The following is an 18,278-nucleotide window of genomic DNA, read 5'->3' on the forward strand; positions in this document are numbered from 1 at the left end:
CTGGCGCCCGCCGGCAATCTGGTCCTTGCAAGCCGATGAAGGGCTGAACGGCGTCGGCTGCTGTTGTTTCGACAACGGCAGCCGCATCAACATCCGCATGAACATCCGGAAGAGTGGGTTCGACATTTGCCCGCGCAGCGGGCCGCGTTACTTGCCCGAAGACCGCGGCAGGTCGGTGCCGTCGCGGAGCGCGGCGCGGACCTTGTCCATGGTGGAGCTGCAATAGTCCTCGCGCTCCTTCAGGAAGCGTGCCTGGTTGGCGCGGAAATTGGCGACGCGGGCGCGGACCTCGGACTGGAAGTCGCCGCGGATATCGAGCTTTGCAAACTTTGCCGGCTGGGCCGGGGCGGGCGGCGGCGCCTCGCCGATGGGGGCGGGCGCGGCGGCGACAGGGGCCGGCGGGACTTCGATCGCGACCACTGGGGTCAACTGTGGCGGGCTGACCGGTGGCGGGCTGGACGGGGCGGCAATGATGGCTGCCGCGATCACGGCAGGCGGCGGGGTGACGGCGTCGTCAGGCTTGAGGGCCGCCGCAGACGGGATGAGCGCGGCCGCCGGCGGCACGGGCGCGATGGAGACAGGCGTGCCGGAAGCAGCCGCAACGGAGGTAGCCGGGAGGGTATCGAAGTCGGGCCGCTTGCCCGTCACCGACTGCACGAAAGCCATCGTTTGCGCGATCAGGAGATCGCGTTCCTTCATCCATTTCATGGCGCACCTGAATGTTTCAGGATTTCAGCAAAGGAATCCCACGAAATCAAGCGGCTGCGATCATGATGGTTGACGGCGACGCGCGTTTTGCCGGCCCGGTGACATCTGGGTGACACCGAAAGCGGGCGGGATAGGGTTAACGCTCGCGCGGATTGGTGTTGGGGACGAACGGGGGTACCGACGCCCCGGAGGTCGGTTGGGTTGGCGGCATGGGCCAGGCGATGCCGGCGACGGCGGCGCAGACCAGCGTGATGCCGCCCAGCAGAGTCACATTCCGGTTGTCTTCAGGGGCGCTCATACCCCGAGAACCGCGGGAGCCCGGCGATCGTTCCCCGGGGGAATTCGCCTAATGGGTAAGGGCCTCGGCGCTCATCCGTTCGGCGGTACGGGCTTCGATCAGGTCGGCATAGCGGCCGTATTCCTCGGCCATTTCGAGCAGCTTCTCACGGACGGTGGCATCGGTGACCTGGCGGGCCAGCCGTTTCGCCTGATCGGATTGGAAGCGGTAGTGGGCAGTGTCGGACATGTGTCACCTCATCAGGTGAGTTTGGTCCGGTCATCAAAGGTTCATCGGTCGGCAGATGATTGACGCGTTCGTGAGGACTTTACGCAGCGGCGGGGCTGTCGCCGTGCTTGTCTTCGCGAATCTCGACCTCGAACCAGCCCATATCCTTCAGCTCGCGCGCCTTCTTCTCGGCAGCGTCCTCGCTGTCGCGCTTCAGGACAATCTGGCTGGTGCCGTCCCGCGCTAGGATCAAGTAGGTCATTGGCTGCATCCACCCGCTACAAGCGTACACCGCTTTGGCCGGCACGAACAGCAACAATTGGATACGCAGCGCGCATGTTCATGCGAGGTTGGCGCCGAATGAGCCCGCCGACGGCGGCCTCGGACATCGTGATCGACGCGCGGCGCCTGGACTGCAGCGACATCACGCGGCGTGAAGCGACATCTCAACTGAAAAGATCGGCGCAAATGCCTGTGTCGCCTGCAATTTCGGCAGCGGCGGAGGGGGCTTCGAACAGAACTGGCACCGCGCGCGATGCCTTTGCCGCGCTGTATGACAAGGCGCCGATCGCGCGCAACTACGACCCGCGCTGGAGCGTGTGGGCGGCGGCCTTCGGCGGATCGCAGACCACCGACGCCAACACCGTGCTCGGCTCGAGCGCGACCACCAGCCGTGTGTTCGGCACGGTGGCCGGCGCCGATTATCGTGCGCTACGCCTGGTGAGGAACGCGACGGCACCGGGGACCCGGGTCGTCGCGGCCGAATCTATCGCCGCCGATCAGCGCGCGTAGGTGCCGGGCGGACGACGGCCCTGCGGATAGCAGCGGCCACGATCGTAGTTGAAATCCCAGCCGTCCGGGCAGGCGCCGTAGCCGTCGCCGCGGTAGTAGCCGCGACCTCCATAGCCGCGCTCATAGCCGCGCTCCCGCCGGTAGTCATCGGCATAGGGATCCGCCCGATAGGTGCCGGGGGCGCGGTAGCCGTTGGGATAGCAGCGGCCGTCCGAGAAGTTGAAGTCGTAGCCATCCGGGCATCCGCCGCCCGGGCTGCCGCGAAATTGGATCTGGTGGACGGTGGCATCCTGGGCCGTCGCGGCCGACAAGGGTGCCGCTGCCATCAATACCAGTGCCGCCATGCGCAGAATCACGTGTCTCTCCTCCCGATTGCCGAACTGTAACGTGGGATAACAGATCGGGTTCCCGGCGGAAACAGGACGGGCGCCGTCGCGGCCCATCGCCGCACGGAGACCAGGCATGATCCGGAAAAGTGTGGAGCGGTTTTCCGAAAAGAGCATGCCTAAACAAGAAGCTAGAGCGCGATGACGTTTATCGCGTTCCGGCGAATCGCGCGCGCCAAAAAACGGAAAGCCCCGCAGGCTGGATGCGGGGCTTTCCCAGCTGACGGACTGGGGATTCTAGGGCGTGAGCCGTCAACTGTTAGACACTAACTTAAGGTTGTATCCGCAAAAAGCAACAGCGCCGCGTCGACGGAGTATCTTCGTCGCGCGGCGCTGCCTTGAATGCTGGGCCCTGAAATCCCCAGCGAACGGTTTGTCTGTGGCCGTCGCTTCGCGTTCAAGGTCGGGTTCCATTTGTCGCACCGCCGCGCATCACGGTCTGGTTATCGCGACAGGCGTGAGATCGCTCGGCCGGGCCCGGCAGACCGCTCGGCGGCGCGCGACCGCGGCAGGTCCGAGAATTCCGACGAGTGATACTCGCGCCCTTCGGGCGTCGTGATGGTGACGTCGTAGCATCCACTGCGCGACATCTCGCGCGCTTCCTTCAGCGCGGCATCGGCGGTCTTCCTGCGGTGGACCAGCTCGCCGTGCCTGCTCTTGGCCCGGATCGCAAAACTCATCTCTCTTTCTTCTTTTTCTGCTGTTTCTTTTTCAGGATGTCGGCCTGGCTCCTGAACGCCTGCGCCAGCGAGCGCATCTGGTCAGCCACACGGGCGTCCGCCGTCGTCGCCGCGACCCGCTCCGCCGTGTCCGCCTGGCGGCGGATTGCCTTGGCCATCTTCATGGGAGGGATAATGGCGGAAGGCGGGGGAGGTTCCCTAAGGCGGCGCAGCAAATCGTCGGCGCTGCATCGTTGAATCCGAACGCTCAATGGAACGGGCCGAGCCTGCGTGACCCATCGGCCGCGTCATCATTCGCCGAGGCCGGCGGGATATTGGGTCGCCGCGGCGCTGCCAAACATGGCGGCATTGGGGCAGGGCGTTTCATCTCAAGAACATTTTTCGGTGGGTAGTCTCAAAGGCCGCTGTCCAGCGCCGGCGCGCCGAGTTACGAGGATTCAGGGTAGGAACAATCCCGGGGCGAATCATGACAACAGTGCAGACGTTGGCACTTGGGGCCATGCTGGCTTGGACTCCAGGTCTCATCCTCATGGCGTTCTTATTGTGGAATGTTCCCGAACTCGAAGAGGATTAGCCTCGTTTGGCGGCTGAGCCGGCGAGCTCGCATGCACCGTCAGAGCACGCCCGCGGTCACGCAAATTCTCAATCCGTTGCGGCTCGGATGTTATGGCCTGAGTCACGATGGGACGAGAGCAAGAAGGACCGACTGAGGCGGCCTCCGCGCGATGTCATGTCGGTGCGGATGTTCGAGTAGGGCCCTTGGCCGATATAGCGGATATTCCTGGTGCCGGCTGAGGGGATTGAACCCCCGACCTTCGGTTTACAAAACCGCTGCTCTACCGCTGAGCTAAGCCGGCGACCTCTTGGGATCGGCCGCTCGCATAGCAGACTTGGATCGCAAGGGCCAGAACCAGGAGGGATGCCTCCAGCGTTGAACAGGCCCAAAAAAGGCGGCTCCGGGGCCGCCTTTTCGATGTCTTGCATCGCCTTTTCAGTCCCGCTGCTCAGGCCTATTGGCACGGATGCATGAGGTTGTCGGTGCCGCGGAACCAGGTGCCGGGGGTGCACACAAAACCGTTCTGCTTCGCATATGCCTCGCCGCCGATCGGGGCGGTGGCGACCGCAGCCGCGGTGCCGATGGCGCCGCCGACGATGGCGCCGGCGGTGTCAGCGGCGGCCGCGGCGGGGGCGAAAGGGCCGGGGTCATACCTGTTGTAGCTGTCGCGCCAGGCGCGATCGTGCCTGTAGACGCGGTGCTGATAGCGGCCGGTGTAGGGATTGCCCGGGCCGTAGTTCTGGCAATTGGCATTCGGGTAGAAGTTCGCGCAATAGGCGGGGTCTTCGATCACGGCCTGCGCGATCGCGGGGCTCGCGAAGGCAGATGCAAGCAACGCGGCGGCGCCGAGAATCTTGAGGGGTGTCATGAGGCTTCTCCTGCAGATGATGAGGAGCCTAAGCGCCCGCGTGACGCGAGGTTCCGATTCCGGCTTGTGCTTCATTCAAACCAGTGTGAAGTTCCGCGCGCATTTGGATTGACAGCGAGAGATTGCATGCAGACGCGCGACGTCGACTACCGCTGCGGGGACGCGGATCTGCGCGGCTATCTCGCGTTCAACGCGGCCGGCGGCACGCGGCCCGGCGTGCTGGTGTTTCACGAGGGACTCGGGCTCGGCGCGTTTGCGATGGAGCGCGCGCGCAAGCTTGCGGAGGCCGGTTATGTCGCGCTCGCCGCCGACATGTTCGGCGCGCGGCGACAGGCCACCAATCTGCAGGAGGTCGCGACCGTCGTTGGTGGCTTGCGTGCCGAGCCTTTGGTTTTGCGGGCACGAGCGCGCGCGGCGCTGGAAACGCTGTCGGCGCTGCCGGAGGTCGATGCCGGCAGATGCGTGGCGATCGGTTACTGCTTTGGCGGCTCGGTGGTGCTCGAGCTCGCGCGCGACGGCGCCGACATCAGGGCGGCCGTCAGCTTTCACGGCGTGCTCACGACGAAATTGCCGGCGGCCGCGGGCGCGGTGAAGGCGAGCGTGCTGGTGCTGACAGGCGCCGAGGATCCGCTGGCGCCGCCGGACCAGGTCGCGGCGTTCGCGGACGAGATGCGTGCGGCTGGGGTCGCCGACTGGCAGGTGGTCTCCTACGGCAACACGCTGCACGGCTTTGCCAATCCGGCCGCCGACGGCTCGATGATGCGCACCGCGCTCTACAATGTGCAGTCCGATCGCCGCTCCTGGGCCGCAATGCATGGGCTGCTTGCCGAAGTGCTGGCCTGACAAGTGCCTCGATCTGGTGTTTGATGGCTCTACGTTTTGAGCATGATCTTATCGGAAAACCGCTGCGCACTTTGCGCTAACGCGGCCCTCCGGGTCCGGATCATGCTCTGATCACGCGGGCAGGGGATTGATGTTCGGAATTCTGGGGCTTGGTTTTCTGCTCGGCATGCAGCATGCGCTGGAGCCCGATCACATCGCGGCGGTGTCCAGCATCGCGGCGCGGCGCAGCCAGGTTGGCGACATCGTCAAGCATGGCCTGACCTGGGGGCTTGGCCACACGCTGACCCTGTTCGTATTCGCGGGCGCTGCGATCCTGCTGGGACGCGCGATCCCCGAGACCATCTCGCAGCCGATCGAGACCGCTGTTGGAATCATGCTGGTCGGCCTCGGTGCGCATGTGCTGTGGCGCCTGTGGCGCGACCGCATTCATTTTCATCGCCATGGTCATGCCGACGGCACCCAGCATTTTCATGCGCACAGCCATGCGGGCGAAACCGTGCCGCATGCCCGCGCCGCGCATGCGCATAGCCACGGCTTCCGCTGGCGCACGTTGCTGGTCGGATTGATGCACGGCATGGCGGGATCGGCAGCGCTCCTGGTGCTGACGGTGACGCAGGCGCCGAATCCTGCGATCGGGCTCGGCTATGTCGCGCTGTTCGGCGTCGGCTCGATGATCGGCATGGGCGCGCTATCGAGCGTGATCGCGGTGCCGCTCGCGGCCTCGGCGCGCTGGCTGACCTGGGCCAATCATGGCCTGCAGGCCGCCGTCGGCCTCATCACGATCGCGATCGGCATTCACGCGATCATCGAGAACGCGTTCGCTTGACCTCACCGCGTCCGTCAACGTCCAGACCCTCATCCTGAGGAGCCCGCGAAGCGGGCGTCTCGAAGGATGCGGCCCCATTGGGGCCTCATGGTTCGCCCGGCGAATGCGAAGCATCGTCCGGAGACGCGCTTCGCGCTCCTCACCATGAGGGTCTGAAAAGCCCCGCCACAGCCGTTAACGCTTCCTGATGCCATTGCCTCGCAGTTGAGTGAGCGCGCCACCTTGCGCGTTAGGCTTACCGGCAGTTAGGCCGACCTCCTTAACCCATGCGTGCACGCGTTGGATTAGGTTGCAGTCGGACCAACCGGGGCTTCGGGTGACAATGCGCATTGGCGTTGCATTGGCGTTTTTGACAGCGATGAGCGCGCAGGCCCTTGCGGGCGGCGGTTTCGACATCGTCGTGCCCAACCGTCCGGGCGTTCCCATCATCATCAACGGCATCGATGCCTCCTACGCCGCGATCGAGGGCGAGTGGGGCCTTGGCCGCAATGAGCAGGTGCAGCCGACCATCTATGGCGGCCGCTACATCGATGGCCCGCCGAATGTCGGCCACTACTATCCGAGCGCCGGCCAGATGCCGGGCTACGGCCGCCTCGAGATCGAGCCGCCGGCCAAGCGTCGGCTGCCGCAGCCGGCCGAGAGCTATTATCAATCATGGTCGTCGCAATCGGCGCCACTGCCGGCGCAATCCACGCCGCCGGTCGACCCGCCCGCGGTGATCTACGCGCCTGAGATCAACAACCGCACGCCCGGTCCGCGCCCGCCGCGTCCACGCCCGCCGCGTCCACGCCCGCGCTGAAGTTTTCACGAAGCAAGAAACGACGACAAGAGACCCAACAGGAGAGTGTAATGCGTAAGATGATTGCAGGAATGGTCGCAGCCGTTGCGATGACCGCAGCTGCGCCCGCGATGGCGTGCGGCTACAGCCCGTGCGGCTATTCGGCGCCGATCGTGAACTACGGCTACGTCAATTCCGGCTGCAACCCCTGCGGCGGTGGCGGCTGGGCCGTCGAGCGTCTGCCCGACCCGGTGCAGCAGTATTACTACGTCAACCAGGGCCCGACCTACACCGGCCCGGGCAACTGGGCGCCGCGTCCGGTCTACGAGCCGACGCTGACCCGCCCGTATTACGGCTACGGCTATCGCCATCACCACTATCGTCCGTGGTATCCGCGCACGAGCTACTATCATCGTCCGCGCGTCGGCTACCGGTACGGCTACGCCCCGCGCCGCGCCTACGGCCCGGCAGCGTACCACTACGGCCACCGCGTGCTGCGCCGCTACTACTGATCCAGACGCGCTAAGATCTGGAGCGCCCGTTCGCGACAGCGAGCGGGCGTTTTCTACTTCATCAGCCCCAGCCGGCTCGCGCCGATGTAGAGCGCCAGCACGGCGGCATTCGACACGTTGAGGCTCTTGATCTCGCCGGGCATGTCGAGGCGCGCGACGGTGCGGCAGGTCTCGCGGGTCAATTGGCGCAGGCCCTTGCCTTCGGCGCCGAGCACCAGCGCCAGCGGCTGCTGCAACTCCACCTGCGCCAGATTCTCCGAACCCTGGCTATCGAGGCCGACGGTCTGAAAGCCGCGGTCGTTCAGCTCGGTCAGCGCGCGCGCCAGATTTTGCACGGTGACCATGGGCACCAGCTCCAGCGCGCCGGAGGCTGATTTTGCCAGCACGCCGGTCGCCTCCGGGCTGTGCCGGGCGGTCGTCACGATCGCCTTCACTGCGAACGCTGCTGCCGAGCGCAGGATGGCACCGACATTGTGCGGGTCGGTGATCTGGTCGAGCACCAGCACGATGCCGTCCGGGTCCAGCGTATCGATGTCGGGTGAGGGCAGGGGCTCGGCCTCCGCCAGCAGGCCCTGATGGACCGCGTCGGGGCCGAGCCGCTGGTCGATTGCGCTGGGGCGGACGATCTCCGGGGTGACGCGGGTCTCGATGTTTTCGTCCGCCAGCCGCTTGGCGGCGTTCTCGGTGAGGTAAAGCTTGCGGATCCGGCGCTGTGGGTTGGCAAGCGCCATCGACACCGAGTGCCAGCCATAGAGAATCACCGGCGCGTCGCCGCCGCCGTCGCGGTCCCGCCGGGCCGGCGCGCGGCCGAATTTCTGCCCTTTTTGGAAGGGTTTAGGCCTGTTTCGGCGGAAATCTGGTTTGCGGTCGCGATCATTCATGTGAGGCTTGTGTCACGGGTTCCGGGATATGGCAATTTGGTCCGCAAAAGCATGCCAAATTGACCGTCCCTTGGTTGACTTCAGGGGGGCGCTTCGCCCATAAACGCGCCCGACCGCGCAGGCCGATCCCGGCCCCGCGGTTATCAGCGTCATCTCGATGACCCGGTCCGCCGCCACTCGCGCGGCCGGTCTGGCGCTGTTGGACGGGGGAGTGTCCCGAGTGGCAAAGGGAGCTGACTGTAAATCAGCCGTCTTATGACTTCGCAGGTTCGAGTCCTGCCTCCCCCACCAGCCTTCGCTCGCGAAGCGAGAGAAGGCTGCCACGCCGTAGCCCAACGGGCGAAGGCGGGCCGGGGCCGCGAGCTACGGCTAGGCAAGCCACACAACGTAAATTCAAGGGAACAGCGGTTCGCTCGCTTCGCGAGCTACGGCTCGGCAAGCCCGGCAAAATCTCTCGTAGCGAAGTGAGCGAAGGCTGCCGCGCCGAAGCCCAAAGGGCGTAGGCGGGCTAAGGCAAGGCACGTAGGTGTCCGTAGCTTGAGCGAAGCGAAAGCGAAGACGGACTGTTGCCATACAATATCCGTATCGCCCCACTTGCAGCACCGTCCTTGCGCATCGGGCCGGCCAGCGTCACAAACAACCATTCCCACTACGCGCGGAGAACTCCTGTGGCATTCGAACTGTTCAACCTCGCCGGCAAGCGCGCTCTCGTCACGGGATCGTCGCAGGGCATTGGCCTCGCGATCGCGCGGGGCCTGGCCGAGCATGGCGCTGCCGTCGTGCTCAACGGCCGTGACCGCGCCAAGCTCGACGCTGCAGCGGCAAGCTTGAAGAGCGCCGGGCACGAGGTCGCTGTCGCCGGCTTCGACGTCACCGCGCCGGACTCGGTCCGCGACGGCGTTGCGCAGGTCGAACAGGCGATCGGCGCGATCGACATCCTCGTCAACAATGCCGGCATGCAGTTTCGCTCGCCGCTCGAAGATTTTCCGGCCGAGAAGTGGGAGGAACTGTTCCGCACCAACGTCTCCAGCGCCTTCTATGTTGGCCAAGCCGTGGCACGCCACATGATTGCGCGCGGCAAGGGCAAGATCATCAACATCGCTTCGGTGCAGAGCGAGCTGGCGCGGCCGGGCATTGCGCCCTACACCGCGACCAAGGGCGCGATCAAGAACCTGACGCGGGGCATGTGCACGGATTGGGCCAAACACGGCCTGCAGATCAACGCGATCGCGCCGGGCTATTTCAAGACGCCGCTGAACCAGGCGCTGGTCGACAATCCCGAATTCTCGGCGTGGCTGGAAAAGCGCACGCCGGCCGGCCGCTGGGGCAATGTCGACGAGCTGATCGCCGCCGCCGTATTCCTGTCCGGCAACGGCTCGTCCTTCGTCAACGGCCACACGCTCTATGTCGACGGCGGGATCACCGTCAGCCTGTAACTCGCCGCATCAGCGCTCGTAGCTTGCGGGATCCGGATTGTCGGAAGGGTGCGCGAAGGCATTGCGCAGCACGGCCGACATCGGAACCTTGAAGTTGAGGCCGTTCGGCGGAACCGGCTGCTCGAACCATTTCTTGTAGAGCGTCTCGATCTCGGGGCTGCCATAGAGTGCTGATGTGGCGCGGTCGGCCACGGCCTTGAACGGCGCATCGTCCTTCCGCAGCATGATCCCGAAAGGCTCGGCCTTGGAGAAGGCTTCCTCGCTGATCATGTAGGCAGCGGGATCCCTGGATCGCGCGATCGCCACCGCAAGCTGGACGTCGTCGAGCGCGTAAGCCGCGGCGCGTCCGGTCTCCAGCATCAGGAACGCTTCGGCCTGATCCTTGGCAGGCACCGCGGTGATGCCGAGGTTGCGCGCGGTGTTGACCTGGTTGAGCTGCACCATGTTGGTCGAGCCCGCGACCGCAACGACGGTCTTGCCCTTCAGCTGATCGATGGTGGTGATGTTGTCGGCCTTGCGCGCGGCAAAGCGCGTCGCCGACAGGAAATGCGAGTTGGTGAAGGACACCTGACGCTGCCGCTCGGCATTGTTGGTCATCGAGGAGCAGACCAGATCGACGGTGCCGTTCACCATCAGCGGGATGCGGTTGGAGGAGGTGACCGGCAGCGTCTCGACCGCGATGTTGGAGACGTTGATCTCGCGCTTCACCGCATCGACGATCTTCATGCAGATGTCGACGGCATAGCCGATCACCTTCTGGTCGTTGTCGAGATAGCTGAAGGGGACCGCGGCCTCCTGGATGCCCAGGATGATCTTGTTGGTCTCCTTGACCTTCGCCAGCGTGCCCGTGAGCTCGGCCGCCTGTGCGGAAAATGTAGTCAGGGCAGCCGCAATCATGATCGCAGGCAGTCGCATCGGGACACTCCATTTGGGAGAAGGGACGGTGGCACTGGTCTTAGCCGATCCGGTCCGCGCGCGATATCAGCACTTGCTTCTAGGAGCTATCGCGGAATTTTATGAGTGACCGCTTTGCGATGGAACGGATCGCTGCGGCGTGGTTTGATGGCTGAGGGGCTTCTCGCAAGGGAGGACGCCGCCATGGCTGACGAGAAAAAGGCTGACGAGAAAAAAGCGCCTGCCGGTCCCGATCTCACCCAGGGCGTCAACGCCGGCGATTTCAAGGACGACATGCTGCTCGGCCATGTCGGCGAGGACGACGTGCTGCTGGTGCGCAGGGGTGCGCAGATATTCGCCATCGATGCCTATTGCAGCCATTACCACGGCCCGCTCGCCGATGGGCTCGTGGTCGGTGAGACCGTCCGCTGCCCCTGGCATCACGCCTGTTTCGATCTGCGCACCGGTGAGGCCACGCGTGCACCGGCGCTGTCGTCGCTCGCGGTCTGGGCTGTCGAGCAGAAGGACGGCCGCATCGTCGTCAGCAAGAAGCAGGAGCAGGCGGCACCGAAGAAAGCCCCAGCCAACGCGCCGAAGCGCATGGTCATCGTCGGCGGCGGCGCCGCGGGTTTTGCCGCGGCCGAGATGCTGCGGCGGGAAGGGTTTGAAGGCGGCATCACGATGCTCAGCAATGATGCGGCGGCGCCGGTCGATCGTCCCAATCTGTCGAAGGATTATCTCGCCGGCAGCGCGCCGGAGGAATGGGTGCCGCTGCGGCCGGAAGAATTCTATCCCGATGCGAAGATCGATCTGCGGTTGGCAACCGACGTCACCGCTGTTGACACCAAGGCAAGCCAGGTCGTGCTCGCCGGCGGCAAGACTGTGCCCTATGACCGCCTGCTGCTCGCGACCGGCGCCGAGCCGGTGCGGCTGCCGATCCCCGGTGCCGATCAGCCTCATGTTCATATCCTGCGCTCGCTCGCCGACAGCCGCGCCATCATCGCCGCTGCCGGGGATGCGCGGCGTGCGATCGTGATCGGCGCGAGCTTCATTGGCCTCGAGGTCGCCGCATCCCTGCGTGCCCGCGACATCGAGGTTCACGTCGTCGCGCCCGAGGCGCGGCCGATGGAACGTATCCTCGGCCCCGACATGGGCGACTTCGTGCGCAACCTGCACGAAGAGCACGGCGTGATCTTCCATCTCGGCGACACCGTGACCGCGATCGACGGCAAGAGAGCGACGTTGAAGAGTGGCGGAACGCTGGAGGCGGACCTGGTAGTGGTCGGCGTCGGCGTGCGTCCGCGGCTGACATTGGCCGAGCAGGCGGGCTTGAGGATCGATCGCGGCGTCGCGGTGAATGCGCAGCTCGAAACCAGCGCGCCCGGGATCTACGCCGCCGGCGACATCGCGCGCTGGCCCGATCCGCATTCGGGCGAGACCATCCGCGTCGAGCATTGGGTGGTCGCCGAACGCCAGGGCCAGACCGCCGCGCGCAACATGCTCGGCGGGCGTGAAGCATTCGATGCGGTGCCGTTCTTCTGGAGCCAGCATTACGACGTCCCGATCAACTATGTCGGCCACGCCGAGAAATGGGACGAGATCGCGGTCGACGGCGACATCAAGCGGCGGGATTGCCTGTTGCGCTACAAGCAGAACGGCCGCGTGCTGGCGGTTGCCTCGATCTATCGGGACGTCGACAGCCTGAAGGCCGAGCTTGCGATGGAGCAGGGCAGAACGGTGTGACGGCTCTGTCGCCGCCGGGTTTACCGGCGTTAACCAAAATCGGGGCGAATGGCGGAATTGCCTTCAATTGAAGGTTGCGGGAGGTAAGCTCTGTTTACCTGATCACGCGTAGGGATGGCTGGTTGCCTCGAAAAGGGTTGCCGCCATGTCCATTGCTGCCGTTTCCGCCGCGCCGTCGTCCGGGCGCATCCCGCTTCCCGTCAAGATCGGTTTCACCGCCTTCATGGCCGTGCTGGTGCCGGTCTATACCTACTGGTACGGCCCGACCAATTTCCTCTATTTCTGCGACGTCAGCCTGATCCTCACCTTGATCGGGATCTGGAGCGAAAGCGCGCTGCTGATCTCGATGTGTGCGGTCGGTTTGCTGCTGCCGCAGGCGTTCTGGGTGGTCGACTATCTCGCGCATTTCGCCGGGCTGTCGCCGACCGGGATGACCGACTACATGTTCATCTCCGAGCACTCGTTCTTCCTGCGCTTCCTGTCCGGTTTCCATGGCTGGCTGCCGTTCCTGCTGCTGTATCTGGTCTGGCGGCTCGGCTATGACCGCCGCGCGTTCCTGAACTGGAGCGTGCTGGCATGGGCGCTGCTGCTGCTCTGCTACTTCGTGATGCCCGGACCGCGGCCTGATCCCGGCATGACGCCGGTCAACATCAATTATGTGTTCGGCATGAGCGATACGGCGCCACAGAGCTTCGTGCCGCCGCTGGTCTGGCTCGCCGGGCTGATGATCGGCCTGCCGCTGCTCGCGTTCATCCCGACCCATTTCGCCCTGCGGCGCTTTGCGCCGCAGGCCTCCGCCTGATTGGAACAGAGGCCTCGGCACGCCGCGCGAGCGATTTTTCCGGTAGTATCGGCCGAGGCGATTCTGATCGAGGAATTTCATTGACGTTGTCGCGACGATCCGTCCTCCAGGGAGGACTGGCACTGGCGGTCACGGGCGCGATGCCGGCCCGCGCCGAGTTCGCTCCGAGGCCTGTTATCAACGATGCCAGCCGCCTCAACCCGACCTCGGTGGCGCGGCACATCGCGTTGAAGGCGGCGCCGACCGATGATGTGGTCGGCCGTATTCGCCAGGAGATCGCCGCCGCGGCCGCGGAGGGACGTCCGTTTGCGATCGGCACGGCGCGTCACTCGATGGGCGGCCAATCAATTCCAAGGGACGGCGTCGCCATCACGCTGACCGGCGGCCACATCGAGCTCGACAAGGCCGCGATGACCTATCGCGTCGGCGCCGGCATGCGCTGGTTCGAGGTGATCCGCGCGCTCGATCCGCAGGGTTTTTCGCCGGCGGTGATGCAGTCCAACAGCGACTTCGGCGTCGGCTCGACCTTCTGCGTGAATTCACACGGCTGGCCGACACGCTACGGCCCGTTCGGCGCGACGGTTCGATCTGTGAAGATCGTGATGGCCGACGGGCAACTCGTCGAATGCTCGCGCAGCAAGAACGCCGAGCTGTTCGCGCTGGCGATGGGCGGCTACGGACTGTTCGGCGCCATCGTCGAGGCCGAGCTCGACATGGTGCCAAATGTGTCGCTCGAACCGACCTATGTCCGGATGGACCCGTCGCGCTTTGCCGACGCCTTCCTCAAGGCGGTCGAGACCGATCCTGCGGTCAAGATGGCTTATGGCCGGCTCTCGGTCGCGCGCGAGGCCCTGTTCGACGAGGCCTTGCTGATCACCTATCGCCCGGCCGCGACACAGCCGTCGCCGCTGCCGGCCGTGGTCGATCACGGCGCGTTGACCGGCTTCTCGCGCAACGTCTACCGGCTGCAGACCGGCCACGAATGGGCCAAGGATTTCCGTTGGTTCATGGAAGCCTCGATCAGCCCGACGATCGCAGGCGCCGCCACGCGCAACACGCTGATGGTCGAGCCGGTGGTCAATCTGGCCTCGGGCGATCGCACCCGCACCGATATCCTGCACGAATATTTCGTGCCGCCGGATCGGTTCAAGGACTTCGTCGATCTCTGCCGCGCCGTCATTCCGAAGGCGAAGGCCGAATTCCTCAACGTCACCCTGCGCTATGTCGATGCCGACGCGACTGCGGTGCTCGCTTATGCGCCGCAGAAGCGCATCGCCGCGGTGATGTCGTTCTCGCAGGAGATCAGCCCCGAGGGCGAGGTCGACATGATGACGATGACGGAGGCGCTGATCGAGGGCATCAAGGGCCTCGGCGGCGCGTTCTATCTGCCGTACCGCCTGCATGCGCGGCGCGACCAGGTGCGGTCGATCTATCCGCGCTCCGAAGAATTCGTCGCTGCCAAACGCAAGCTCGACCCACAGCTCGTGTTCCGCAACACGATGTGGGACGCCTATTTCGCCTGAGGATGGAATGATGGACCGATCTCGTCTGGCCGCCTGCCTGCTTGGAGCCGCGCTGCTGTTTGCCGCGGCGACCGACTACATCCCGGCCTTCATGGATGCAGAGGGGCGGGTGTTCGGCCTGTTCCATCTCGACATCTACAAGGACGCGCTGCATCTGGCCTCCGCGGCATGGGCGCTCGCAGCGGCGCTGATCTCGCGCTCGGCGTCGATCTTCTTCCTGAAGGTGTTCGGGACGCTGTATTTCCTTGACGGCGTGATGGGCGTGTTCACGGGCTCCGGCTATCTCGACCTCAGCATCTTCATCGACGGTATCCGTTCGACCTCGACCTTCGTCAAGATCGCCTCCAGCGTGCCGCATCTCGTGCTCGGCGCCTTCGGCATCGCGACCGGATTTTCGGCGCGAAAGAGCCTTGCATGAAGTGGCTCCGGCGCATCGCGGCCGTCATCGGTCTGACGCTTGTCGTCTTCGTCGTGGCCTGCGCCTGGCAGATCCTCAACGTCCAGTATGGCTGCAAGCCCGAGAGCTCGGCTGCGAACGCGGGCACGGGCTTCGGCATCGACGATGCCAAATACAGGCGCGCGGAAGGCGACAGCTTCCTGACCTATCCGGAATGGTACATCGTCTACGCCTATTCCGATCTCGCGGGCGTCACGCGCGCGTCCTCGGAATCCTCGTTCGATTACTTCGGCAGCATTGGCGGCTTCTGGTCCAGTCTGTGCGGCGCGCGCAAGTCGACCTCGCTGGCGCGGCCGCCGACGCAGGACCAGATGATCACGGACTACATCATCGGCTCGAGCTTCATGGCCGAGATGGCGGTGCAGGGGCTCTATGAGCGCACCATCGGTGCGCTCACGGTTGCCTGGCGCGGCGCTGTTCGTACCAAGGAGGATGACTTCAACCTGGCGCTGCTCGACGACTACGCAAAGTTCCTCGAGCAGACGCCGTGGTACCGCTATCCCTTTGCCGATAAGCTGTCGGCGCTCTGGCACGACGTGCCGTTCGAGTTTTCGCTGCGTTCGATCGAGCGGCGCTTCTCGCTGTCGCTGCAATACGGCGTCAAGTCGCTCTATGCGAAGGGGATCGAGGCGCTCGCTGGTCTGTCGCCGGCCGATCTCGAGATCGGCAGTGTCGTGCTGGCGCCGTCGGCACAGGGGTTGCCGACTGATGCCCGCATCAAATCCGCGCGCGAGGTGCGCGCCAGCGACGGGCGACAGGGCGTGCTGATGGTCACGCCGCGCTACCGCGAGTTCACCGGGATCATCCGCGAGCTCGCCGCCAAAGGTCTCGCCTTTGCCGAGATCGCCGGCAATACCCGGATATTGACGACGGTCCTGGTTCCGCCCGGAAACCTGCCGCCGGCGAACGGCGCAAAGCCGATCTTTCAGACCGACGTACAGTCGATGCCGGGATGGCGAAGAGTGGGGTATGATACCGAGGTTTCGGCCGTGGCCGCGCTGCCGGCCGCGGTCGAGGCGAAGGGAGCCAGATTCGAACACGCCTATGATTATTAGGGCACGCCATCGTCTTCTGCGCTTTGCCGGCGGAGCCGCGGCCGTGCTCACGGTCTGGTTCGTCGGAATGGCAGCGGCTGCGCTGGTCGTGACGCCAACCGTGGTCGTCGCATTCGGCGATCCCGGCCGGCTTGCCGGCGCCGACGGCGATCTGCTCGCCTCCGGCCGCGGCTTCCTCGCGATGCGGACGGGAAGCACCGACACCGTCAAGGCGCTCTACCAGAACGGCGCCTGGCTGGTCTGGCCGGTGCTGACGGCCGGATGTGGCCGCCGATGATGCGCTGGCTCCGCCGCATCGCGCGCGCCTTTGTCATCCTCATCGGCGTCGTCGTCGCGGGCCTTGGCGCGCTGCGTGTCGCGGCGCATCTGAGAGAATCCGAGTCCGCCTCAGCGGCGGCACCCGCTGACGGCAAATTCGTCGAGAGCGGCCATGGACGGATGTTCGTGTTGGACCCCGGACCGGCCAACGGCATTCCCGTGGTGCTTTTTCACGGCACCGCCGCCTGGAGCAAATTGTGGTGGCGCACGACGGCTGCGCTGAAGAACGACGGCTATCGGCCTATCGCCCCGGACCTGCCGCCGTTCGGCTATTCCGACCGGCGGGGCGGCTACACCCGTTCCGAGCAGGCCGCGCGCATCGACGGCATGATGACGACGCTCGGGGCAGGGCGCGCTGTTATCGTCGGCCACTCCTTCGGCGCGGGGGCCGCACTCGAATATGTCCTGCAGCATCCGGATCGCGTGATCGGGCTCGTCCTTGTCGACGCGGCGCTCGGTCTGACGCAGCCACCATCCGACGCGCCGGCCATCCTCGAGCTTGCGCCGTTGCGCGAGCTGCTGGTGTCGGCGACGGCGACCAATCCGCTGGCGACGCGCTTCCTGCTCTCCAAACTGATCTACCGGCAGGAGGCGGCGAGCGACGAGACGCTCGATATCCTGAAGGCGCCGATGCGCGTCGGCGGCACCACGCTCTGTATCGCCGACTGGTTGCTCTATTTCGCGGGCTCCGACCGCACGGCGCTGAGCGCATCGCGCGCCGATGTTTCGAAGATCAAGGTGCCCGTTGCGATGATTTGGGGCGACCGCGACGACGTCACGCCGCTGGCGCAAGCCAATGATCTGCGCGCGCTGGTCCCATCGGCGTCGCTGCACGTGATGAAGGATGTTGGACACATTCCACAGATCGAGGATCCCGCTGCGTTCAATGCGGTGCTGATCGGTGCGATCCGTGAGGTCGCATCGGCCGCAGGCCAACGCGTCGGACAGAATTAACCCGCCTGCGTGACGCAATTGACCCAGAGCACAACGGCCTTTGCATCCTTGTCCGGGTTGGAGAAGCGGTGCGGACGGCGGCTCGCGAAGCGAAAGCTGTCGCCCGTCTGCAGCGTCCAGGTCTCGGCATCGACCGTCAGAATCATTTCGCCTTCGAGCACCAGGCCGGCCTCTTCGCCGTCATGGGTGTACAGCTCGTCGCCGGTGCTGCCGCCGGGGTCCAGATGCACGAGGAACAGGTTGAGGCGGTTGTCGGCGCCGGCCGGGCTCAGCAGCTGTTTTGAGATGCCGGTGCGCCACAGTTTGAGCTCGGCACGCTGCGGCTGACGCGTCACGACGCCGCTCGATCCGTTGCTGTCACTTGGCGACGCGCCGAACAGCGCGGCGATGCCGACACCGAGCACGTCGGCGAGCGTGGCGAGCACGCGCAGCGACGGGGAGGAGAGGCCGCGCTCGATCTGGCTGATGAAGCCGATCGAGAGCGCGGTACGATCAGCAATCGTCTCCAGCGACATCTCGCGTGTCCGGCGCAACTCGCGGATGCGGCGGCCGACGGCGAGATCCATCGCCGGCTCGGCGGGCTTCGCCGCCGGCTTGGCGGCGGCCTTGCGCTTCTTGGCTGGCCTGCCGCCGGCCGGTTTGCGTATTCTTTTGCCACCGCTCACGTCAGGCCGCTTCCTTCATGTGCATGAAAATCGCTTGCATCGCGTGCGATTTCGTGACCACAATTTCATATTGGTGAAAATAGGCCGGATTGGCGC

At 65.2% G+C, this 18,278-nt stretch carries 23 protein-coding genes and 2 tRNA genes; 14 read left to right on the forward strand and 11 right to left on the reverse strand.

Annotated elements, in window-relative coordinates; all coding sequences use genetic code 11:
* Window positions 1-147 precede the first annotated feature (147 nt).
* From JQ604_RS14470 to JQ604_RS14480, 3 genes are all read right to left on the reverse strand, one after another.
* Window positions 148-708, reverse strand: coding sequence for a hypothetical protein (locus JQ604_RS14470; protein ID WP_212358354.1), 561 nt, complete (start codon window positions 706-708; stop codon window positions 148-150).
* 346 nt (window positions 709-1,054) lie between these two features.
* Window positions 1,055-1,234, reverse strand: a complete 180-nt coding sequence (locus JQ604_RS14475; protein WP_212358090.1) for a hypothetical protein — start codon at window positions 1,232-1,234, stop codon at window positions 1,055-1,057.
* A gap of 79 nt (window positions 1,235-1,313) precedes the next feature.
* Window positions 1,314-1,475 carry a hypothetical protein gene (locus JQ604_RS14480; protein ID WP_212358091.1) on the reverse strand — a complete coding sequence of 54 codons (162 nt, stop codon included), beginning with the start codon at window positions 1,473-1,475 and terminating at the stop codon, window positions 1,314-1,316.
* Window positions 1,476-1,573: 98 nt separating this feature from the next.
* Between JQ604_RS14480 and JQ604_RS14485 the strand changes: the two genes are divergently transcribed.
* On the forward strand, window positions 1,574-2,005 hold the full coding sequence (locus JQ604_RS14485) for a hypothetical protein (protein ID WP_212358092.1): 432 nt from the start codon (window positions 1,574-1,576) through the stop codon (window positions 2,003-2,005).
* On the opposite strand, the gene JQ604_RS14490 is transcribed toward JQ604_RS14485, so the two are convergent.
* The 5 genes from JQ604_RS14490 to JQ604_RS14510 form a co-directional block, all read right to left on the reverse strand.
* Window positions 1,993-2,331 (reverse strand): hypothetical protein, encoded by a 339-nt coding sequence (locus JQ604_RS14490; RefSeq protein ID WP_249158268.1) that lies wholly within the window; start codon window positions 2,329-2,331, stop codon window positions 1,993-1,995. The two genes, JQ604_RS14485 and JQ604_RS14490, sit on opposite strands and share 13 nt — an antisense overlap.
* 503 nt (window positions 2,332-2,834) lie before the next feature.
* Window positions 2,835-3,071, reverse strand: coding sequence for a hypothetical protein (locus tag JQ604_RS14495; protein WP_212358093.1), 237 nt, complete (start codon window positions 3,069-3,071; stop codon window positions 2,835-2,837).
* Window positions 3,068-3,235: a hypothetical protein gene (locus JQ604_RS14500; RefSeq protein WP_212358355.1), complete on the reverse strand. Its 168-nt coding sequence runs from the start codon at window positions 3,233-3,235 to the stop codon at window positions 3,068-3,070. The genes JQ604_RS14495 and JQ604_RS14500 overlap by 4 nt, the downstream gene beginning before the upstream one ends.
* A gap of 618 nt (window positions 3,236-3,853) precedes the next feature.
* Window positions 3,854-3,928: transfer RNA gene (locus tag JQ604_RS14505), tRNA-Thr, on the reverse strand.
* A 153-nt stretch (window positions 3,929-4,081) separates the two neighbouring features.
* The gene (locus tag JQ604_RS14510; RefSeq protein WP_212358094.1) at window positions 4,082-4,495 is read right to left on the reverse strand and encodes a hypothetical protein; all 414 of its coding nucleotides are present in this window, start codon (window positions 4,493-4,495) and stop codon (window positions 4,082-4,084) included.
* A gap of 126 nt (window positions 4,496-4,621) precedes the next feature.
* On the opposite strand from JQ604_RS14510, the gene JQ604_RS14515 reads away from it, so the two are divergent.
* From JQ604_RS14515 to JQ604_RS14530, 4 genes are all read left to right on the forward strand, one after another.
* A complete protein-coding gene (locus JQ604_RS14515; protein ID WP_212358095.1) occupies window positions 4,622-5,338 on the forward strand; it encodes a dienelactone hydrolase family protein in 717 nt (238 codons plus the stop codon).
* A 130-nt stretch (window positions 5,339-5,468) separates the two neighbouring features.
* A complete protein-coding gene (locus tag JQ604_RS14520; protein ID WP_212358096.1) occupies window positions 5,469-6,164 on the forward strand; it encodes an urease accessory protein in 696 nt (231 codons plus the stop codon).
* A gap of 322 nt (window positions 6,165-6,486) precedes the next feature.
* Window positions 6,487-6,963: a hypothetical protein gene (locus JQ604_RS14525; RefSeq protein ID WP_212358336.1), complete on the forward strand. Its 477-nt coding sequence runs from the start codon at window positions 6,487-6,489 to the stop codon at window positions 6,961-6,963.
* Between the two features lie 50 nt (window positions 6,964-7,013).
* Window positions 7,014-7,454: a hypothetical protein gene (locus JQ604_RS14530; protein WP_212358097.1), complete on the forward strand. Its 441-nt coding sequence runs from the start codon at window positions 7,014-7,016 to the stop codon at window positions 7,452-7,454.
* A gap of 53 nt (window positions 7,455-7,507) precedes the next feature.
* On the opposite strand, the gene rlmB is transcribed toward JQ604_RS14530, so the two are convergent.
* Entirely contained in the window at window positions 7,508-8,335 is an 828-nt protein-coding gene (gene rlmB / locus JQ604_RS14535) for a 23S rRNA (guanosine(2251)-2'-O)-methyltransferase RlmB (RefSeq protein ID WP_212358098.1), read from the reverse strand.
* Window positions 8,336-8,540: 205 nt separating this feature from the next.
* Between rlmB and JQ604_RS14540 the strand changes: the two genes are divergently transcribed.
* Window positions 8,541-8,626: transfer RNA gene (locus JQ604_RS14540), tRNA-Tyr, on the forward strand.
* A 377-nt stretch (window positions 8,627-9,003) separates the two neighbouring features.
* Window positions 9,004-9,771: an SDR family oxidoreductase gene (locus JQ604_RS14545; protein ID WP_212358099.1), complete on the forward strand. Its 768-nt coding sequence runs from the start codon at window positions 9,004-9,006 to the stop codon at window positions 9,769-9,771.
* A gap of 9 nt (window positions 9,772-9,780) precedes the next feature.
* Here JQ604_RS14545 and JQ604_RS14550 read toward each other — a convergent pair whose 3' ends face one another.
* Window positions 9,781-10,686, reverse strand: a complete 906-nt coding sequence (locus tag JQ604_RS14550) for an amino acid ABC transporter substrate-binding protein (RefSeq protein WP_212358100.1) — start codon at window positions 10,684-10,686, stop codon at window positions 9,781-9,783.
* A gap of 183 nt (window positions 10,687-10,869) precedes the next feature.
* Here JQ604_RS14550 and JQ604_RS14555 point away from each other — a divergent pair, with 183 nt between their 5' ends.
* The 7 genes from JQ604_RS14555 (at window position 10,870) to JQ604_RS14585 (ending at window position 17,517) form a co-directional block, all read left to right on the forward strand.
* A complete protein-coding gene (locus JQ604_RS14555) occupies window positions 10,870-12,408 on the forward strand; it encodes an FAD-dependent oxidoreductase (RefSeq protein ID WP_212358101.1) in 1,539 nt (512 codons plus the stop codon).
* A 145-nt stretch (window positions 12,409-12,553) separates the two neighbouring features.
* Entirely contained in the window at window positions 12,554-13,210 is a 657-nt protein-coding gene (locus JQ604_RS14560; protein ID WP_212358102.1) for a hypothetical protein, read from the forward strand.
* 140 nt (window positions 13,211-13,350) lie between these two features.
* A complete protein-coding gene (locus JQ604_RS14565) occupies window positions 13,351-14,733 on the forward strand; it encodes an FAD-binding oxidoreductase (protein WP_212358337.1) in 1,383 nt (460 codons plus the stop codon).
* 10 nt (window positions 14,734-14,743) lie between these two features.
* Entirely contained in the window at window positions 14,744-15,151 is a 408-nt protein-coding gene (locus tag JQ604_RS14570) for a DUF4383 domain-containing protein (RefSeq protein ID WP_212358103.1), read from the forward strand.
* Window positions 15,148-16,245, forward strand: a complete 1,098-nt coding sequence (locus tag JQ604_RS14575; RefSeq protein WP_212358104.1) for a hypothetical protein — start codon at window positions 15,148-15,150, stop codon at window positions 16,243-16,245. Before JQ604_RS14570 ends, JQ604_RS14575 begins: the two co-directional genes overlap by 4 nt.
* A 43-nt stretch (window positions 16,246-16,288) precedes the next feature.
* Window positions 16,289-16,522: a hypothetical protein gene (locus JQ604_RS14580; protein ID WP_349631103.1), complete on the forward strand. Its 234-nt coding sequence runs from the start codon at window positions 16,289-16,291 to the stop codon at window positions 16,520-16,522.
* Window positions 16,519-17,517: an alpha/beta fold hydrolase gene (locus JQ604_RS14585; RefSeq protein WP_212358106.1), complete on the forward strand. Its 999-nt coding sequence runs from the start codon at window positions 16,519-16,521 to the stop codon at window positions 17,515-17,517. The genes JQ604_RS14580 and JQ604_RS14585 overlap by 4 nt, the downstream gene beginning before the upstream one ends.
* Here JQ604_RS14585 and JQ604_RS14590 read toward each other — a convergent pair.
* The gene (locus JQ604_RS14590; protein WP_212358107.1) at window positions 17,514-18,182 is read right to left on the reverse strand and encodes a helix-turn-helix domain-containing protein; all 669 of its coding nucleotides are present in this window, start codon (window positions 18,180-18,182) and stop codon (window positions 17,514-17,516) included. The two genes, JQ604_RS14585 and JQ604_RS14590, sit on opposite strands and share 4 nt — an antisense overlap.
* Window positions 18,183-18,278: the final 96 nt, after the last annotated feature.

The sequence above is a fragment of the Bradyrhizobium jicamae genome, from assembly GCF_018130695.1.
GTDB lineage: Bacteria > Pseudomonadota > Alphaproteobacteria > Rhizobiales > Xanthobacteraceae > Bradyrhizobium > Bradyrhizobium jicamae_B.

What these genes read in the sequence shown, in the direction of transcription:
- JQ604_RS14555 (WP_212358101.1), top strand. Translation starts at nt 10,870, where the DNA reads ATGGCTGACGAGAAAAAGGCTGACGAGAAAAAAGCGCCTGCCGGTCCC.
- JQ604_RS14480 (WP_212358091.1), bottom strand. Translation starts at nt 1,475, where the DNA reads ATGACCTACTTGATCCTAGCGCGGGACGGCACCAGCCAGATTGTCCTG.
- JQ604_RS14485 (WP_212358092.1), top strand. Translation starts at nt 1,574, where the DNA reads ATGAGCCCGCCGACGGCGGCCTCGGACATCGTGATCGACGCGCGGCGC.
- JQ604_RS14530 (WP_212358097.1), top strand. Translation starts at nt 7,014, where the DNA reads ATGCGTAAGATGATTGCAGGAATGGTCGCAGCCGTTGCGATGACCGCA.
- JQ604_RS14570 (WP_212358103.1), top strand. Translation starts at nt 14,744, where the DNA reads ATGGACCGATCTCGTCTGGCCGCCTGCCTGCTTGGAGCCGCGCTGCTG.
- JQ604_RS14500 (WP_212358355.1), bottom strand. Translation starts at nt 3,235, where the DNA reads ATGAAGATGGCCAAGGCAATCCGCCGCCAGGCGGACACGGCGGAGCGG.
- JQ604_RS14515 (WP_212358095.1), top strand. Translation starts at nt 4,622, where the DNA reads ATGCAGACGCGCGACGTCGACTACCGCTGCGGGGACGCGGATCTGCGC.
- JQ604_RS14520 (WP_212358096.1), top strand. Translation starts at nt 5,469, where the DNA reads ATGTTCGGAATTCTGGGGCTTGGTTTTCTGCTCGGCATGCAGCATGCG.
- JQ604_RS14495 (WP_212358093.1), bottom strand. Translation starts at nt 3,071, where the DNA reads ATGAGTTTTGCGATCCGGGCCAAGAGCAGGCACGGCGAGCTGGTCCAC.
- JQ604_RS14565 (WP_212358337.1), top strand. Translation starts at nt 13,351, where the DNA reads ATGCCGGCCCGCGCCGAGTTCGCTCCGAGGCCTGTTATCAACGATGCC.
- JQ604_RS14550 (WP_212358100.1), bottom strand. Translation starts at nt 10,686, where the DNA reads ATGCGACTGCCTGCGATCATGATTGCGGCTGCCCTGACTACATTTTCC.
- JQ604_RS14510 (WP_212358094.1), bottom strand. Translation starts at nt 4,495, where the DNA reads ATGACACCCCTCAAGATTCTCGGCGCCGCCGCGTTGCTTGCATCTGCC.
- JQ604_RS14585 (WP_212358106.1), top strand. Translation starts at nt 16,519, where the DNA reads ATGATGCGCTGGCTCCGCCGCATCGCGCGCGCCTTTGTCATCCTCATC.
- JQ604_RS14475 (WP_212358090.1), bottom strand. Translation starts at nt 1,234, where the DNA reads ATGTCCGACACTGCCCACTACCGCTTCCAATCCGATCAGGCGAAACGG.
- JQ604_RS14490 (WP_249158268.1), bottom strand. Translation starts at nt 2,331, where the DNA reads ATGGCAGCGGCACCCTTGTCGGCCGCGACGGCCCAGGATGCCACCGTC.
- JQ604_RS14525 (WP_212358336.1), top strand. Translation starts at nt 6,487, where the DNA reads ATGCGCATTGGCGTTGCATTGGCGTTTTTGACAGCGATGAGCGCGCAG.
- rlmB (WP_212358098.1), bottom strand. Translation starts at nt 8,335, where the DNA reads ATGAATGATCGCGACCGCAAACCAGATTTCCGCCGAAACAGGCCTAAA.
- JQ604_RS14575 (WP_212358104.1), top strand. Translation starts at nt 15,148, where the DNA reads ATGAAGTGGCTCCGGCGCATCGCGGCCGTCATCGGTCTGACGCTTGTC.
- JQ604_RS14560 (WP_212358102.1), top strand. Translation starts at nt 12,554, where the DNA reads ATGTCCATTGCTGCCGTTTCCGCCGCGCCGTCGTCCGGGCGCATCCCG.
- JQ604_RS14470 (WP_212358354.1), bottom strand. Translation starts at nt 708, where the DNA reads ATGAAATGGATGAAGGAACGCGATCTCCTGATCGCGCAAACGATGGCT.